This is a genomic window from Pseudomonas sp. ATCC 43928 (genome assembly GCF_005938665.2).
Taxonomy (GTDB): domain Bacteria; phylum Pseudomonadota; class Gammaproteobacteria; order Pseudomonadales; family Pseudomonadaceae; genus Aquipseudomonas.
In genome coordinates, this window is record NZ_CP041753.1 from 412,171 (window position 1) to 427,879 (window position 15,709).

Sequence of the window (15,709 nt, forward strand, 5' to 3'; positions counted from 1 at the left end):
GCATTCCCTCGTGCCAAAGAATCTCGCCGCTCTCCAGATGAACATCAGCAGCTCCATGGTGGTGGCCGCCAGGCATTGGCGGAAGATCTGCCAGACCACGCTGGTCAACTATGGAATCTCCGAAGCCTGCGCTGTCCCGCTGTTGATGATCGGGCGCTTGGGCGAGGGTGTGCGGCAGGTGACGGTCGCGCAGGCGGCGGGGATGGAGAGTCCGTCGCTGGTGCGGTTGCTGGATCAGCTGTGCCATGCCGGTTACGTCTGCCGTACCGAAGACATTCATGACCGACGCGCCAAATGCCTGAGCCTGACCGCGACCGGTCGCGAGTTGGTGCAGGCGGTCGAAGCTGAGTTGGTGCGTTTGCGCCAGGACGTGCTCGAAGGCATCGACCAGAGTGACCTGGAAGCGGCACTGCGGGTACTCAAAGCCTTCGAAGCGGCCAATCATCTGCCGGTGGTTCAGCCTTGAGCGGTTTTTTCACCGGCGTGCCCCCGGCGCGGGACTGGTTCTACGGTGTGCGCACGTTTGCGGCCTCGATGATTGCGCTGTACATCGCCATGCTCATGCAAATGCCTCGTCCGTATTGGGCGATGGCCACGGTGTACATCGTTTCCAGCCCGTTCCTCGGCCCTACCAGCTCCAAGGCGTTGTATCGCGCGGCGGGTACCTTGCTCGGTGCGGCGGCGGCGGTATTTTTTGTGCCGATGTTCGTTCAGAGCCCTTATGTGCTGGTGGTGGTCATCGCGTTGTGGACCGGGATTTTGCTGTTCCTGTCCTTGCACCTGCGCACCGCCAACAACTACGCCTTGATGCTCGCCGGTTACACCTTGCCGCTGATCGCCTTGCCGGTGGTGGCTAACCCTTTGGCGGTGTGGGACGTGGCCGAGGCGCGGACCGAAGAGATCTTTCTCGGCATCGCCTGCGCGGCGGTCGTCGGCGCCATGTTCTGGCCACGGCGGCTGGCGCCGGTGTTCAACGACTCGGTGAACAAATGGTTTGCCGATGCTTCAACCTACAGCCTGCGTTTCCTTAGCCGCAATGTGCAGCCGGAGGAAGTCAGCGCCTTGCGTTCATCGATGGTGGCGAACTTCAACAGCCTGGAATTGATGATCGGTCAGCTGCCGCACGAGGGCGCGCGAGCGCAAACGGTGCGCAACACCAAGGAGCTGCGCGGGCGGATGATTCATCTGTTGCCGGTGATCGACGCCCTCGACGATGCGCTTTATGCCCTCGAGCGGCGCACGCCGGAGCTTGTGGATAAGTTCGCGCCACTGCTGACCGTAACCACCGAATGGCTTGACCACAAAGACGCTGATCTCGACCGTTGGCAGGCCCTGAAAAACCGGCTCGAAGCGTTGCAACCAAGTGCCGAGGCGCTGGACGATCGCAAGCAGTTGCTGTTTTCCAACGCGCTGTATCGCCTCGGCGAGTGGATCGACCTGTGGCAAGACTGTCGCAGCCTGCAATACGCCATTCAGTGTGAGAGTCAGGACAACTGGCGCGCGGTGTATCGGCACTGGCGGCTGGGGCGACTGTCACCGTTTCTCGACCGTGGTTTGATGCTCTATTCGGCGGCTTCTACGGTCACCGCGATCATCGTTGCCTCGGTGTTGTGGATTCTGCTCGGCTGGACCGACGGCGGCAGCGCGGTGATCCTGGCGGCGGTGGCGTGCAGTTTCTTTGCGTCGATGGACGACCCGGCGCCGCAGATCTACCGGTTCTTTTTCTGGACCGCGATGTCGGTGCTGTTCGCCGGCCTTTATCTGTTTCTGATCCTGCCGAACCTGCATGACTTCCCGATGCTGGTGCTGGCGTTCGCCATCCCGTTCATCTGCGTCGGTACCTTGACGGTGCAGCCGCGTTTTTATCTGGGGATGTTGCTGACCATCGTCAACACCTCGTCCTTCATCAGCATTCAGGGCGCCTACGACGCGGATTTTCTCAGTTTCACCAACTCCAACCTGGCCGGGCCCATGGGTTTGCTGTTCGCGTTCATCTGGACCCTGATCGCCCGGCCATTCGGTGCGGAACTGGCGGCCAAGCGCCTGACCCGTTTCAGCTGGCGCGACATCGTCGGCCTGACCGAGCCGGCCACGCTGGCCGAACACCGGCACATGGGCGTGCAGATGCTCGATCGCCTGATGCAGCATTTGCCGCGACTGGCCATGACCGGCCAGGACACCGGCATCGCCCTGCGCGAAGTGCGCGTGGCCCTGAATCTGCTGGACCTGCTCGCCTATTCGCCGCGAGTGCCGGGTGCGCCGCAAGCGCTGCTGCGCCAGGTGGTGGCTGAAGTCGGCGAGTACTTCAAGGCGTGCCTCGAGGCTGGCGAACGTCTGCCGGCGCCGAGTCCGTTGCTGATGACCCTCGATCGCACCCGCCGCGCCCTCGGCGGCCAAGGTGATGACGAAACCCGTCTGCATTTGCTGCACGCCTTGAGCGGCCTGCGTCTGGCGCTGTTGCCGGGCGTCGAGTTTGTCGGCACGGGCGAACTCGAAGAACCGCTTCCCCATGGCATCGATGGAGCGCCTTTATGATCGGTGATCTGGATATCAGCGGGGTGTTCCTGCCCACGCTGCTGGTGCTGATGGGCATTACCTACGTGTTGTTCCTGTTGGTGCACGGGGTGCTGACGCGCCTGCACTTTTACCGTCTGGTCTGGCACCGGGCATTGTTCAACGTGGCTCTCTACGCTGTGCTGCTCGGCGCCGTGGACTCACTCAGTCGATACCTGATGACATGAAAAAACCTTTATTGACCCTCGGCCGTGTGGTCCTGACGTTGTTGATCGTGACCTTCGCGATTGTCGTGGTCTGGCGCATGGTCATGTATTACATGTTCGCGCCCTGGACCCGGGACGGGCACATCCGTGCCGACATCGTGCAGATTGCCCCGGATGTATCGGGGCTGATCCAGCAAGTGGAGGTGCGCGACAACCAGTGGGTGAAACGCGGCCAGGTGCTGTTCAGCATCGATCAGGACCGCTTCAAGCTGGCCCTGCGCCAAGCCAAAGCGGCGGTCGCCGATCGTCAGGAAACCTTGGCCCAGGCCCAGCGCGAGGCCAAGCGTAACCGTGGCTTGGGCAATCTGGTCCCGGCCGAGCAACTGGAAGAAAGCCAGTCCCGGGTGGCGCGCGCCGAAGTGGCGTTGATAGAAGCGCAAGTAACGGTGGACAGCGCCCAGCTCAACCTCGACCGCTCGGTGATCCGCAGCCCGGTGGATGGCTACGTCAACGACCGGGCGCCGCGCTCTCAGGAGTTCGTCAGCGCCGGGCGCCCGGTGTTGTCGGTGGTCGACAGTAATTCCTTCCACATCGACGGCTATTTCGAAGAAACCAAACTGGACGGCATTCATGTCGGCCAGAGCGTCGACATTCGAGTGATCGGCGACCGTGCGCGCCTGCGCGGGCATGTCGAAAGCATCGTCGCCGGCATCGAAGACCGTGACCGCAGCAGCGGCAGCAACCTGTTGCCCAACGTCAACCCGGCGTTCAGTTGGGTGCGGCTGGCCCAGCGGATTCCGGTGCGAATCGCTTTCGATGAGGTGCCGGAAGATTTCCGCATGATTGCCGGGCGTACGGCCACCGTGTCGATCATCGACGATCAAATCGGGGGGCCGGCGAAATGAGCAGGGCCTCGGGTTTGGCGGTTGCCGGATTGGGCTTGTTGCTGTCGGCCTGTCAGGTAGTGGGGCCGGATTATCACTTGCCGGACGAGGCCGCCGTGCACCGTGAAGACTTTCAGGGCGACCTGGCGGTGAACGGCAAACATGTCGTCTCGGCACCGGTGCCCGCCGATTGGTGGCGGTTGTATCAGGATCCGCGTCTGGACCAATTGGTGCAGCAGGCCATGGCCTCCAACACCGATTTGCGGGTGGCGGCGGCGAATCTTTCGCGGGCTCGCGCTCAGGTCGACGAAGCGCAGGCGGCGGGCGGTTGGAGCGGCGGCGTGAAGGTCGGCGCCCAGCGTTTGCAGGAGTCCGGCGAAGCATTCTTGATACCGGAAAAAGTGCCCGTGGCCAACGTCGGCGATATCGGCATCACGACCTCGTATCAGTTCGACTTGTTCGGCACCTTGCAGCGCGGCATCGAAGCGGCCAAGGCCAATGCCGATGCGACCCAGGCGGCAGCGGACACCGCGCGCATCACCCTGGTGGCCGATGTGGTGCGGGCTTACACCCAGGTCTGCGCGGCCAACGAAGAGCGGGAGATCGCGCAGCATTCCCTCGACCTGCAAGCCCAGAGCACCTCCCTGACCCAGCGCTTGCGCGATGCCGGGCGCGGCGATGAAACCCAGGTCACCCGTTCGCAAACCCAATTCAAATCCTTGCGCGCCGAATTGCCGCGTTATGAAGCCGCACGTCAGGCCGGGTTGTTCCGCTTGTCGATGCTGCTGGCCAAACCGGTCGAGCAACTGCCGGCGGGCACCAGTGACTGCGCCGAGCTGCCGAAAGTTACCCAATTGTTGCCGGTGGGTGACGGCGCCGCGCTGCTCAAACGCCGACCAGACGTGCGCCAGGCCGAGCGCAAGTTGGCGGCGGCCACCGCCGGCATCGGCATTGCCACCGGCGAGTTGTACCCGGACATCAGCATCGGCGCGACCGTGGGCACGGTCGGCATCCTGGAAAATCTCGGCAAACCATCGACCAATCGCTGGGGCTTCGGTCCGTTGCTGACCTGGACCGTACCGTCCAACGGCTCCCGCGCGCGAATCCGTGAGGCCGAGTTCGCAACCCAAGGCGCGCTGGCGCATTTCGATGGCGTGGTACTCAACGCCATCCGCGAGACTCAGACCGGCCTGGCGCAATACTCCGCGCAACTTCAGCGCCGCGATGCGTTGGCGGACGCCGAACAGTCGGCGCAATTGGCGGCGGACCAGACCCACCGCTTCTTCCAGGCCGGTCGCGCGTCGTTCCTGGCGGACTTGCAAGCCACCCGCACCTACACCGATGCACGGGCGCAACTGGCCTCGGCCAACACCCAGGTCGCCATGAGCCAGATCGATCTGTTCCTCGCCTTGGGCGGCGGCTGGGAAAGCGGACGAACGCAAGGCTCACAACCCGGCAAACCCTGAGGCCGTTGCTATGCTTTGATTTGATGGGGTCGCGCGGCGAACCCGTCGATCAAGGCTTGCGTTGGTCATGGGGATCTAATAATGAAAAACCCTTACGCTCCCGGCTTCTGGTGCGCCATTGCGGCATTGGTTTTGCTGTCGGCCACCTATTTCTATGGCGTCATGCTGGCCCACCAGATCGACAAGGCGCTGATATTCCTCGACAGCGCGGCGGCACTGATCGCCGTGATGGCCATCGTGGTGGTCGCCTGGGCTTCCCTCCAGAACCAGCGCATCAAGAAACGACAACTCGAACAAGGCAAAACCCTGGTACTGATCTGGGACACCAAGGTGGCGTTGCGTCGGGTAGAAACGGTGTTCGACCGATATTTCTGGGGCAGTTACTGGCAACCGGGTCGCACGTTTCAGGAAGTCATGGGCGAACTGACCGGCACACCACTGGAAAAAAGCCTCGAAACCTTGAAGAAGCAATGCCAGGCGCTGGACAAGCAAGTGGCCGACGAGGGCTGGCACTGGCTCAACAATGCCCGAGAACTGTCCGATGTCGCCAACGCCATGGCCCGCGAACGCTATCAACTGGATTTCTGTGACCCACGCGCGGAAGTGACTGGCGGGGCGGTGATCAATCGGGATTTTGAAGTGCTGGTGTATACGTGGACCGCGCGGCTAAAAAGTTTTGATCATCAGCTTGATGAGATCGAGGTTCAGTATTCGTAAGGTTGTATTGGCAGGGCTGCTCGCGAAGGCGATTGAACGATCGCCGAAACTCTCCCCTGCCAGTTGTCCACAGGCCGCCGCAGCCCATGGACACTCTTTCACCTTTAATCATTGGGCCGTCCCACGGCGCAAATGCTAATCTCCTCGCCACTTTCAGCGCAGTCGTGACCGCGACCCGTTATGGGTTCAGGGAAGACGACCACACTTTCAACAATGGACATTGATCGGGTACTTCATGAATAAATCAGCAGGCGTGCTTCTAGGAATTGTCGTGGCCATCGGTGCAATCAGCGCGGGCGGCGCCTGGTACACCGGCAGCAAACTCGATGGGGTGCTGAACAGCTCGATCGCCGACGCCAACAAAGAACTGCATGCCGCGCTGGCAGGTTCCAACGGCACGGCGTCGCTGGAGCTGGTGTCGCTGGAGCGTCATGTGTTCAGCAGCACCGCGCACTACCGCCTCAAGGGCGAGGGCGAGATGTTTGGTGAAGCACCGATGGAGATGCTGTTCGTCGACCGCATCGAACACGGCCCGCTGCCGTTCTCGCGCCTGGTATCGTTCAAGTGGTTGCCAGTCCTGGCCACCAGTCACTATGAGCTGGAAAAAACCCCGCTGACCGAAAAGTGGTTCGCCGCCGCCAAGGACAAATCCCCGGTCAAGGGTGTGGTCAACATCGGCTACGACAACTCCACCAAGGGCTCGCTCGAATTCCTGCCGCTGGAAGCGGCACTGGATGACAAGTCCAACCTGACGTTCTCCGGGTTGAAACTCGACGTGGCCGCCAGCGCCCAGGCGCAAAAGGTCAAGGCCGACGGTTACATGGACAGCCTGAAGCTGACCACTGTGGCTGAAGACCAGACCCCGGTTCAGGTCGAGCTCAACGGCTTGACCCTGGCCAGTAACCTGAACAAAAGCACCTACGGCTATTACGTCGGTGACAACACCCTCGAGCTGACAAACAGCAAAACCACCTTTGGCCCCAAGCAATCGGTACTCGGTTTCAAGAACTTTGAAATGAAGAATCAGACCGGGGAATCAGGCACCAACGCTTCGGGGCGTGCCGATTACAAGGTCGGTGAAGTGTCCTTGAACGGCAAGGTTATCGGCTCTGCGCAGATGGCCATGAGCCTGAAAAACCTCGACATCCCGTCGACGATGTCGCTGATGCAGATCTATCAGACCAAACTGCAACCGTACGAGCGGGCCGCCGCCGAAGCCACTGCCGCCGGTCTGCCGGCGCCGCCGCTGAACCTGACCCCGGCCGAAGAGGCACAGGTCAAGACCGGTCTGGAGAAACTGCTGGCCGCAGGTCCCCAGGTGGCCCTGGAAAACCTGTCGTTCAACACCAGCAACGGCGAAAGCCGCGCCAACCTGGTGCTGGACCTGACCAAACCGCAATCCATGGACCTGCCGCCGGACCAATTGGTCAAGCAGTTGATCGCGTTGCTGGAACTCAACGTACTGGTGTCCAAGCCAATGCTCATTGATTTGCTCACCGTACAGTCGCAAATCGACGGCCAGACCGATGCCAAGCTCATCGCCGATCAGGCGAGCGCAACCGCCGACATGTTCAGCAGCATGGCGGTCGGTACGCAACTGGCAAAACTGGACGGTAACAACGTCGTCACCAAGTTGCATTACGCCAACAATCAGGTGGACTTCAACGGCCAGAAAATGACCCTCGAAGAGTTTGTCGGTTTTGTGATGAGTAAGCTCGGCGGCACTGGCGACGTCACCATCCAGTAAAACCGCAGGCTTCAGCGCAACGCCCGGCCTCTGCAACACGCAGACGCCGGGCGTTTTGCTGTCTGGGGTTCCGAAACGGGGTGAGGGGAGGCCCGTCACGAATCTGAAGAAATATTGTGTCTTGAATTATTGACTACGCTTGCATGCAAGACTGCTTCGATAAAGCTTGGCCGGGTCTTTCGATCCGGCTTTCCGTCACAAGTGGGCAAGGGGCATTGCGACCCGGCTGGCCATGTAAGGATGCTGACGAATGCCGCGTATTGCTGGTCCCTTTATTCACCGTGGGCTGCGCCCCTTGTTTCGCGTTGCGCTGTGCGGCCAATTGTTGTGGCCGGTGCTGGCGCTCGCCGATACCCCTTACGATCAAATGGTTCGCGATGCGCGGGCCGGCAATTACACGCCTGCGCTGACGGTGTTGCGCCAGGTGCCGGTAAGCCAGGCCTCCACTGGCCAGATCAGCGATCACTTGCAGATCGCCAGTTGGGCCGGTCTGGATGCCGAAGTGGTACAGGTCTATGAAACCCAGGGACGTGATCGAGCGTTGCCGGTCCAGGCCCTGACTGCCACCGCGCGGGCCTATCGCAACCTCAAGCGTTGGGACTCGGCGACCCAGGTGTACAACAAGGCCCTGGCTCTTGAACCGCAAAATGCCGACCTGCAGCTGGGCCTGGCGATGACCCAGGCCGACGCCGGTAAACCTGACGAGGCGGTTGCCCGCGCCAGGGCTCTGGTGGCGGCGAAACCGGATGATCCTGGCCGCCGTCTGGCTTTGGCCTACGCCTTGACCCGCGCCGGTGCCACTTACGATGCGCTGTTTGAATACGACCAGGCCTTCACCCGCGCCGGCAGCAAACCCGAAGTCGCTCGGGAATACGTGATTGCCCTGCAACGCGCTCGTTTGCCGGAGCCGGCCTTGCGCCTGGCGCGTCAGCGGCCGGGGTTGATTGATCCGGTCACGCAACGCCGTCTCGAAGGTGACCTGGCCGCCGAACGCGTGCGCCTGGCCGAACTCGCCACCCGCAGCGAAAAAGAACGTTATGTGATCGCCGATCGGGCCCTGGCCGATTACGACCAGTTGCTGGCGACCTAGACGCCGGACCCTGCGGCCCACGATGACGTCATCCGCTGGCGAATCGACCGCATGGGCGCCCTCAAGGCCCGTGCACGCACCGCCGATGTGATCACCGAATACCAGAAGCTGCTCGCCGAAGGCGTGAAGATTCCGACCTATGCCCTGCGTTGGGTGGCGTCGTCCTATCTGGATCAGCGTCAGCCGGAAATCGCCACCGATTTGTATCGCCAGGTGCTGGTGGCGCCGGATGCCGATGTCGGCGATCGCCTGGAAGACAGCACCGCGCTCTATTACTCCCTGCTCGAAAGCGACAAGGCCGATGATGCGCGCAAGGTCGCCGAGGACCTGGCCAAGACCCAAAAGCCACGGGTCGAGCTCAAGGGCTTGCCGGTGGGCAACCCCAACGATGAATGGATGGACGCGCAGCAACTCGCCGCCCAGGCCGGCACCTACGGCGCCGACCTGCCATCGGGCGAGCAGCGTTTACAGGCGTTGGTGGATCAGGCGCCGGGCAACATCGGCCTGCGCCTGGCCCAGGCCGATCTGTACCTGGCCCGGGACTGGCCACGACGCGCCGAGAATCAGCTCAAGGAAACCGAGAGCATGGCCCCGCGGGATATCGGGCTGGAAGTCGCTCAGGGCCACACTGCCATGGACCTGCAGGAATGGCGGCAGATGGATGCGCTGACCGACGATGTGGTCGCGCGTTTTCCGGACAACCGTCAGGTGCAGCGTTTGCAGCGTCAGCGTGCGGTCCATGATATGGCCGAGCTGCGAGTGCAGGCCTACGGCGGCAAGAGTTATGGCGGCGGCAACGGCGATGTCGGGGCGGTCAACGGCAGCCGCGATTTCGGCATCGAAACCACGCTGTACAGCCCGCCCATCGATGAAGACTGGCGCCTGTTCGCCGGTGCCGGCTACGCCACTGGCGATTTCCAGGAAGGCACCGGCCACCATCGCTTCCAGCGTGTCGGGCTCGAACGCCGGACCCGTGACATGTCCCTGGAAGCGGAAGTTTCCAACCATTCCTACGGCTTTGGCGATAAACAGGGCGCGCGCCTGGCGATTGCCCGAGACATCGACGATCACTGGCAGTACGGCGGCAGCCTCGAATACCTGTCGGCACAAACGCCGTTGCGAGCGTTGAACAGCGACATCACGGCCAACGGCGGCAGCGGCTTTATCCGCTGGCGCGCCAATGAAAGCCGTGAGTGGAGACTGGCCGTCAGCCCGTCGCACTTCAGCGACGGCAACAACCGTATCGAAGCTGTGCTCACTGGTCGCGAGGGCATTTATCGCGCGCCGGGGCTGCAAGTCGACCTCGGTCTGGAAGTCGGCAGCAGCCATAACTCCAAGTCCGACGACGTGCCGTACTTCAACCCCAAATCCGACTTAAGCGTGCTGCCGACGGTGAACGTCAATCACGTGCTCTACCACCGCTACGAAACCTCCTGGAGCCAGCAGTTCCAGGCCGGTGCGGGCACTTACAGCCAGCGCGATCACGGCACCGGCGGTATCGCCCTGCTGGGCTACGGCCAGCGCTACAGCTGGAACGACGTGTTCGAGGTGGGCGGCCTGCTGAGCGTGATCAACCGGCCATTTGACGGTGACCGGGAAACCGATCTGCGCCTGCTCGTCGACCTTACTTACCGCTTCTAGAAGAGTTTGAAGATGCCTTTTATTTCGCGTTTCATCCTCCTGCTGGGAGTGCTGTTGATCAGCGCCTGTGCCCAGCAAGCCCCAGCCTTCGCACCGCCGTCCGAACGCCCGGTGTCGGCCAATGAAAAGCCGTGGCCGAAAAACCATGTATTGGGGATCGCTTACCACGATGTCGAAGACCGCGACCCCGATCAGGCGGTGGTGGCCGTGCGCACCGAGCGCATGATCGAGCAACTGGCATGGTTGCGGGAGAACAACTACCAACCGGTCACCGTTGACCAGATCATCGCCGCTCGCAATGGCGGCCCTGAATTGCCGCCACGGGCGATCCTGCTGAGTTTCGACGACGGTTATTCGAGTTTCTACACCCGCGTGTTGCCGGTGCTGCGTGCCTATAACTGGCACGCCTTGCTGGCGCCGGTCGGGGTGTGGATCGACACGCCGCCGAACCAGCCAGTCGACTTCGCCGGCACACCGCGCAAGCGTTCGGATTTCCTGACCTGGGAGCAGATCCGCGAGATTTCCCGGTCTGGCCTGGTGGAAATCGCCGCCCACACCGACGCCAGCCACAAAGGCGTGTTGGCCAACCCGCAAGGCAACCTGCAGCCGGCGGCCGCGACCCGGCGCTATGACGCCGCCACCGGTCGCTATGAAACCGAAGCCCAATTCCAGGCCCGGATGCGCGCCGACGTAGCGGCCATCTCGGAGAAGATCCGCAAGGTCACTGGCTACAAACCGCGAGTCTGGGTCTGGCCGTACGGCGTGGCGGATGGCACCTCGCTGCAAGTGATCAACGACCAGGGTTATAAGATGGCCCTGACACTGGACGACGGCCTCGATGCCCTCGACAACCTGATGAGCAGCCCGCGCTTTCTGGTGGCCTCGGACCCGGATGGCGAACACTTCGCCAACAGCGTCGTCGCGGTGCAGGCCGAATCGCCGATGCGCGTGGTGCATGTGGACCTGGACAACGTCTACGACCCGGACCCGGCCCAACAGGAAATCAACCTCGGCAAACTGATCCAGCGCATGGCCGACATGGGCGCCAACACGGTGTTCCTGCAAGCCTTCGCCGACCCTGCGGGCGATGGCCTGGTGCATTCGCTGTACTTCCCCAACCGCCACCTGCCGATGCGTGCCGATATCTTTGACCGTGTGGCCTGGCAGCTGCGCACCCGGGCTCACGTCAAAGTTTTCGCGTGGATGCCGGTGCTGAGTTTTGCCCTGGATTCGAAGTTGCCGCGAGTCACTCGCTGGGACCCGAAAACCGGCACCACGTCGATTGATCCGGACCAGTACAAGCGCTTGTCACCGTTCGATCCGAACGTGCGGCGCATCATCGGTGAAATCTACGAAGACGTGGCCCGCCTGACCTCGGTCGACGGCATCCTCTATCACGATGACGCGGTGCTGTCGGACTTCGAAGACGCCGGCCCCGAAGCCCTGAAAATCTATGCCGCCAACGGTCTGCCCGGTTCGATTGCCGCCCTGCGCGAGGATCCGGCCACCCTGCAACGCTGGACGCGGTTCAAGAGCCGCTACCTGATCGATTTCACCCATGAGCTGACCGCCAAGGTTCGCGCCATTCGCGGCCCGCAAGTGAAAACGGCCCGCAATATTTTCGCCGAGCCGATGCTCAACCCCGAGAGCGAAGCCTGGTTTGCGCAGAATCTCGACGACTTCCTGGGCGCCTACGACTGGACGGCACCGATGGCCATGCCATTGATGGAAAAACAGAGCCATCAGCAATCCGGCCCCTGGCTTGAAGCACTGGTGGCGACGGTCAAATCGCGCCCCGGCGCCCTCGACCGCACGGTGTTCGAATTGCAGGCCCGCGACTGGACGAAAAATAAACACGCCGACATCGACGGCGGGCAGTTGGCTGACTGGATGGGTCGCCTCAAGCGTCAGGGCGCCACCAGTTTCGGCTACTACCCAGACAACTTCCTCGAGAACCAGCCGGACCTGAAAGCCGTGCGGCCGGCGCTCTCCAACAAGTGGAATCCATAACATGCTGGACAGACTTCTGGCCCTATTGGTTCTGGCGATCGTCCTGGGGGTTCCCCTCGGGCTGATCTTTCTGGTCACCGGGCAATTCCTGATGGACTTCGTGTTCTTCTACCCACTATTCATGTCGGGGCTGTGGATCGCCGGCGGCCTGTATTTCTGGTTGCACTGGGAGCGGCACTGGCCGTGGCAGGACGACACCTTGCCGCCACCATTGGCCGGCGAACCGCTGATCTCGATCCTGATCCCTTGCTACAACGAAGGCGACAACGCCGCCGATACCATCCACGCGGCGCTGGCCCAGCATTACCCGAACATCGAAGTGATCGCGATCAACGACGGCTCCAAGGACAACACCGCCGCGGTGCTCGACGCACTGGCGGCGCAGGATCCGCGTTTGCGGGTGCTGCACCTGGCGGAGAACCAGGGCAAGGCCGTTGCCCTGCGCATGGGCGCCATCGCGGCGCGCAGCGAGTACCTGGTGTGCATCGACGGTGATGCGCTGCTGGCGCCGAACACCGCGGCCTATCTGGTGGCGCCGATGCTCGACAACGCGCGACTGGGCGCCGTGACCGGCAACCCGCGAATCCGCACCCGTTCGACCCTGATCGGTCGGGTACAGGTCGGCGAGTTCTCCTCGATCATCGGCCTGATCAAGCGTACCCAGCGGGTGTTCGGGCGGATCTTTACCGTCTCCGGGGTGATCGTCGCCTTCCGTCGTACGGCCCTGAACCGGGTCGGCTACTGGAGCCCGGACATGATCACCGAAGACATCGACATCAGTTGGAAGCTGCAACTGGATCACTGGAGCATTTTCTACGAGCCCCGCGCGTTGTGCTGGATCCTCATGCCGGAAACCCTCGGCGGCCTGTGGAAGCAGCGCTTGCGCTGGGCCCAGGGCGGCGCCGAGGTGTTGTTCAAGAACATCCGGGGCATCTGGCAATACCGCCATCGTTACCTGTGGCCGCTGCTGTTCGAATACTGCCTGTCCACCGGTTGGGCCTTCACCTTCCTGTTGTCGGTGATTTTCTGGGGTGTCGGCAACTTCGTCGAAATGCCGCCCGCCATTGCCGTCCATCACCTGATGCCACCGGCCTTTACCGGGCTGCTATTGGCGGTGGTCTGCCTGGTGCAATTCGCGGTCAGCATCATGATCGATCGCCGTTACGAAAAAGGGCTCGGCAGGACCATGTTCTGGGTGGTCTGGTACCCGCTGGTGTTCTGGTTCATCAGCCTGCTCACCACCCTGGTCAGCTTCCCCAAAGTACTGTTTGGCCAACATCAGAAGCGCGCGCGGTGGGTCAGTCCGGACCGGGGCATCAAGCCGCTGGATGACGATGAAGAGGAGGTCATCAAATGAAAATCATCAGAACCCGGCAGCGGCCATTTTTGGTCGTTCTCGATGTTTTCTTCACCGTGCTGGCCTGGATCGGGCTGCTGTATTTGCTGGCGCGGGGTTTGTGGCCGCTGATCGATACCCATGACGGCCCGCGCATCGATGGGTCGTTTTTCGACGCCCTCGGCACGTTGCAGATTTACCTGTGGGTGGCGCTGGCGAACGCGGTGATCCTGATTGGCTGGGCGCGTTATCAACAACGCAAAAGCAAGAGCTTCGCCCAGCGCCGTTTGCCGGCGCCGGTGGTGGACGATCAGGGGCTGAGCAAAAGCTTCAAGCTCACCGGCGACCGGCTGGCGAAACTGCGCGCACCGGGCTCGATGACTATTCACAACGATCAGGAAGGCGATGTCAGCCATGTCGTTACGCACTTCACCCCGGTCGACCCGTCTCAACTGCCGCCGCCCTTGGCGCCATTGGAGCATCCACTGGTGATCCGCCTGCCGGCCGAAGATGATGACAACCGCGAGCCGATAAGCCACATCTGAGCCTGACGCGTTGCGGACGTGCGTCAGGCAAAATCCCGAACCAGGCGCCACGCCTCGTCCATCGACAGCGGTTGTTTCATCCGTTCGGCGAGCATCGCCATGGCCCGTTCCTGATCGCAGGCAACGGCCGCCGCTACCACGCCGTTTTTGGCGAACAGGCCAATAAACGGTGGATGCTCTGGGTCGCCTTTGAATTCAACCTCGTCCCAGGCCTCGGCGTGTCCGAGGTAGTCGTAGTTTTTGCCGAAGTGCCAGGTCCAGAAATACGGCACGTCGAGGTAGCGTTCGTCGCCGCCGAGCATATTCGCCGCTGCAATCCGCGCCTGTTGCTGGGCCAGGCGCCAGTGCTCGATCCGTTGGGGCTGGCCATTGAGCGGGAAGGTCGCGATATCGCCGACGGCCCAGAGCCCGTCGGTCACGCGCATGCCGCCGTCGACCTTCAATGACTGATCTTTTTCCTTCGGCAGATCGGTAAACGGGGTGGTCGCCGGGGTGACGCCAATGCCGACCAGCACCAGATCCGCCGGCAAGCGCTGGCCGTTGTCCAGCAGCACCGCTTCGACTTTGCCTGTGCCTTCGATCTTCGCCGCTTCGCCATCGGTATGAAACACCACACCATTGGCCTCGTGCAGGGCACGAATCGCCTTGCCGACGGCCTCGCCGAATTGCGCCTCGAAAGGGATGGCATGGCGGGTCAGGACGGTGACATCCAAGCCGTACTGACGCAGGGATGAAGCGGATTCCAGACCAATGAAGCTGCCGCCGACAATCACTGCCCTTTGACCCGGTTTTGCGGTGGTCAGAATCTGCTGCGCCTGCGCCTTCGAGCGCAACACGAACATCTGCGGCAGATCGGCGCCTGGCAGCGACAGGGATTTTGGTATGCCACCGGTGGCAATCACCGCGGCGTCATAGCTCAACGATTGGCCATCGGCCAGGCGCAGGGTCCGGTTCGGTGCATCCAGGCCCATCACATCGCTGTTTATCCGTTCAATGCGCTGTTCACGATAAAAGTCCTCATCGCGCAGCGGCGGAACTTCGTCCGGTGGCATTTCCCCGGCAATCACGAATTTGCTCAATGCCGTACGGTCGTATCCGGCTTCGGGCTCACGGTCGATCAGTAGCACCCGACCGCCGAAGCCTTTCTCCCGCAGCGCCGCCGCGCAGGCCGTCCCCGCTGCACCGGCGCCGATGATCGCAAAGGTCCGCTTATCATCCTCCGGCGGTGTGCTGGGGCCGGGCATCGGCTGGTCGTCGACCCAGACCTCATCGTCGCGCAACTCCAGCGGATAGCGCCGCAGACTGTCCAGGGACGGTGGCTCGCACAGCGCGCCGTCTTCGAGCCGATAAGCCGCCTTGTGCCACGGGCAGATCAGTCGGCCCTCACACAGCGCACCTTTGGCCAAGGGTGCCCCGGCGTGGGGGCATCTGCCCTGATAGGCGCGCAATTGATCGCCGACCCGCAGCAAGACGATTTTCATCTTGTCGATCCGGACTTCAAGGCCACGGTCGAGGGGCACATCGGCGAAACGGGCGACGCGGTGCAGTGCCAT

At 62.2% G+C, this 15,709-nt stretch carries 11 protein-coding genes and 1 pseudogene; 11 read left to right on the forward strand and 1 reads right to left on the reverse strand.

What is annotated here, in order from left to right:
* The first annotated feature begins 37 nt into the window (after positions 1-37).
* From FFH90_RS01830 to pgaD, 11 genes and pseudogenes are all read left to right on the forward strand, one after another.
* Positions 38-466, forward strand: coding sequence for a MarR family winged helix-turn-helix transcriptional regulator (locus tag FFH90_RS01830; protein WP_018929386.1), 429 nt, complete (start codon positions 38-40; stop codon positions 464-466).
* A complete protein-coding gene (locus FFH90_RS01835) occupies positions 463-2,535 on the forward strand; it encodes an FUSC family protein (RefSeq protein ID WP_138866601.1) in 2,073 nt (690 codons plus the stop codon). The genes FFH90_RS01830 and FFH90_RS01835 overlap by 4 nt, the downstream gene beginning before the upstream one ends.
* The gene (locus FFH90_RS01840) at positions 2,532-2,741 is read left to right on the forward strand and encodes a DUF1656 domain-containing protein (RefSeq protein ID WP_018929385.1); all 210 of its coding nucleotides are present in this window, start codon (positions 2,532-2,534) and stop codon (positions 2,739-2,741) included. Before FFH90_RS01835 ends, FFH90_RS01840 begins: the two co-directional genes overlap by 4 nt.
* Positions 2,738-3,625 (forward strand): HlyD family secretion protein, encoded by an 888-nt coding sequence (locus tag FFH90_RS01845; RefSeq protein WP_138866602.1) that lies wholly within the window; start codon positions 2,738-2,740, stop codon positions 3,623-3,625. Before FFH90_RS01840 ends, FFH90_RS01845 begins: the two co-directional genes overlap by 4 nt.
* A complete protein-coding gene (locus tag FFH90_RS01850; protein WP_138866603.1) occupies positions 3,622-5,070 on the forward strand; it encodes an efflux transporter outer membrane subunit in 1,449 nt (482 codons plus the stop codon). Before FFH90_RS01845 ends, FFH90_RS01850 begins: the two co-directional genes overlap by 4 nt.
* A gap of 81 nt (positions 5,071-5,151) precedes the next feature.
* Positions 5,152-5,787 carry a hypothetical protein gene (locus FFH90_RS01855; RefSeq protein ID WP_019651562.1) on the forward strand — a complete coding sequence of 212 codons (636 nt, stop codon included), beginning with the start codon at positions 5,152-5,154 and terminating at the stop codon, positions 5,785-5,787.
* Positions 5,788-6,022: 235 nt separating this feature from the next.
* Complete coding sequence (locus tag FFH90_RS01860) at positions 6,023-7,534, forward strand: YdgA family protein (RefSeq protein WP_064615766.1); 1,512 nt, start codon at positions 6,023-6,025, stop codon at positions 7,532-7,534.
* Between the two features lie 250 nt (positions 7,535-7,784).
* Positions 7,785-10,265, forward strand: a pseudogene (gene pgaA / locus FFH90_RS01865) (poly-beta-1,6 N-acetyl-D-glucosamine export porin PgaA).
* Between the two features lie 12 nt (positions 10,266-10,277).
* Positions 10,278-12,275: a poly-beta-1,6-N-acetyl-D-glucosamine N-deacetylase PgaB gene (gene pgaB, locus FFH90_RS01870; protein WP_111453998.1), complete on the forward strand. Its 1,998-nt coding sequence runs from the start codon at positions 10,278-10,280 to the stop codon at positions 12,273-12,275.
* A gap of 1 nt (position 12,276) precedes the next feature.
* Positions 12,277-13,632: a poly-beta-1,6-N-acetyl-D-glucosamine synthase gene (pgaC, locus tag FFH90_RS01875; protein WP_018929378.1), complete on the forward strand. Its 1,356-nt coding sequence runs from the start codon at positions 12,277-12,279 to the stop codon at positions 13,630-13,632.
* Positions 13,629-14,156: a poly-beta-1,6-N-acetyl-D-glucosamine biosynthesis protein PgaD gene (gene pgaD / locus FFH90_RS01880; RefSeq protein WP_111453997.1), complete on the forward strand. Its 528-nt coding sequence runs from the start codon at positions 13,629-13,631 to the stop codon at positions 14,154-14,156. The genes pgaC and pgaD overlap by 4 nt, the downstream gene beginning before the upstream one ends.
* 23 nt (positions 14,157-14,179) lie before the next feature.
* Here pgaD and FFH90_RS01885 read toward each other — a convergent pair whose 3' ends face one another.
* Positions 14,180-15,709: an apoptosis inducing factor family protein gene (locus tag FFH90_RS01885; protein WP_138866604.1), complete on the reverse strand. Its 1,530-nt coding sequence runs from the start codon at positions 15,707-15,709 to the stop codon at positions 14,180-14,182.

Bases quoted from the DNA above. Each gene is read 5' to 3' on its own strand.
- FFH90_RS01845 (WP_138866602.1), top strand. From the start codon at position 2,738: ATGAAAAAACCTTTATTGACCCTCGGCCGTGTGGTCCTGACGTTGTTG.
- FFH90_RS01860 (WP_064615766.1), top strand. From the start codon at position 6,023: ATGAATAAATCAGCAGGCGTGCTTCTAGGAATTGTCGTGGCCATCGGT.
- FFH90_RS01885 (WP_138866604.1), bottom strand. From the start codon at position 15,709: ATGGCACTGCACCGCGTCGCCCGTTTCGCCGATGTGCCCCTCGACCGT.
- FFH90_RS01840 (WP_018929385.1), top strand. From the start codon at position 2,532: ATGATCGGTGATCTGGATATCAGCGGGGTGTTCCTGCCCACGCTGCTG.
- pgaC (WP_018929378.1), top strand. From the start codon at position 12,277: ATGCTGGACAGACTTCTGGCCCTATTGGTTCTGGCGATCGTCCTGGGG.
- pgaD (WP_111453997.1), top strand. From the start codon at position 13,629: ATGAAAATCATCAGAACCCGGCAGCGGCCATTTTTGGTCGTTCTCGAT.
- pgaB (WP_111453998.1), top strand. From the start codon at position 10,278: ATGCCTTTTATTTCGCGTTTCATCCTCCTGCTGGGAGTGCTGTTGATC.
- FFH90_RS01850 (WP_138866603.1), top strand. From the start codon at position 3,622: ATGAGCAGGGCCTCGGGTTTGGCGGTTGCCGGATTGGGCTTGTTGCTG.
- FFH90_RS01830 (WP_018929386.1), top strand. From the start codon at position 38: ATGAACATCAGCAGCTCCATGGTGGTGGCCGCCAGGCATTGGCGGAAG.
- FFH90_RS01855 (WP_019651562.1), top strand. From the start codon at position 5,152: ATGAAAAACCCTTACGCTCCCGGCTTCTGGTGCGCCATTGCGGCATTG.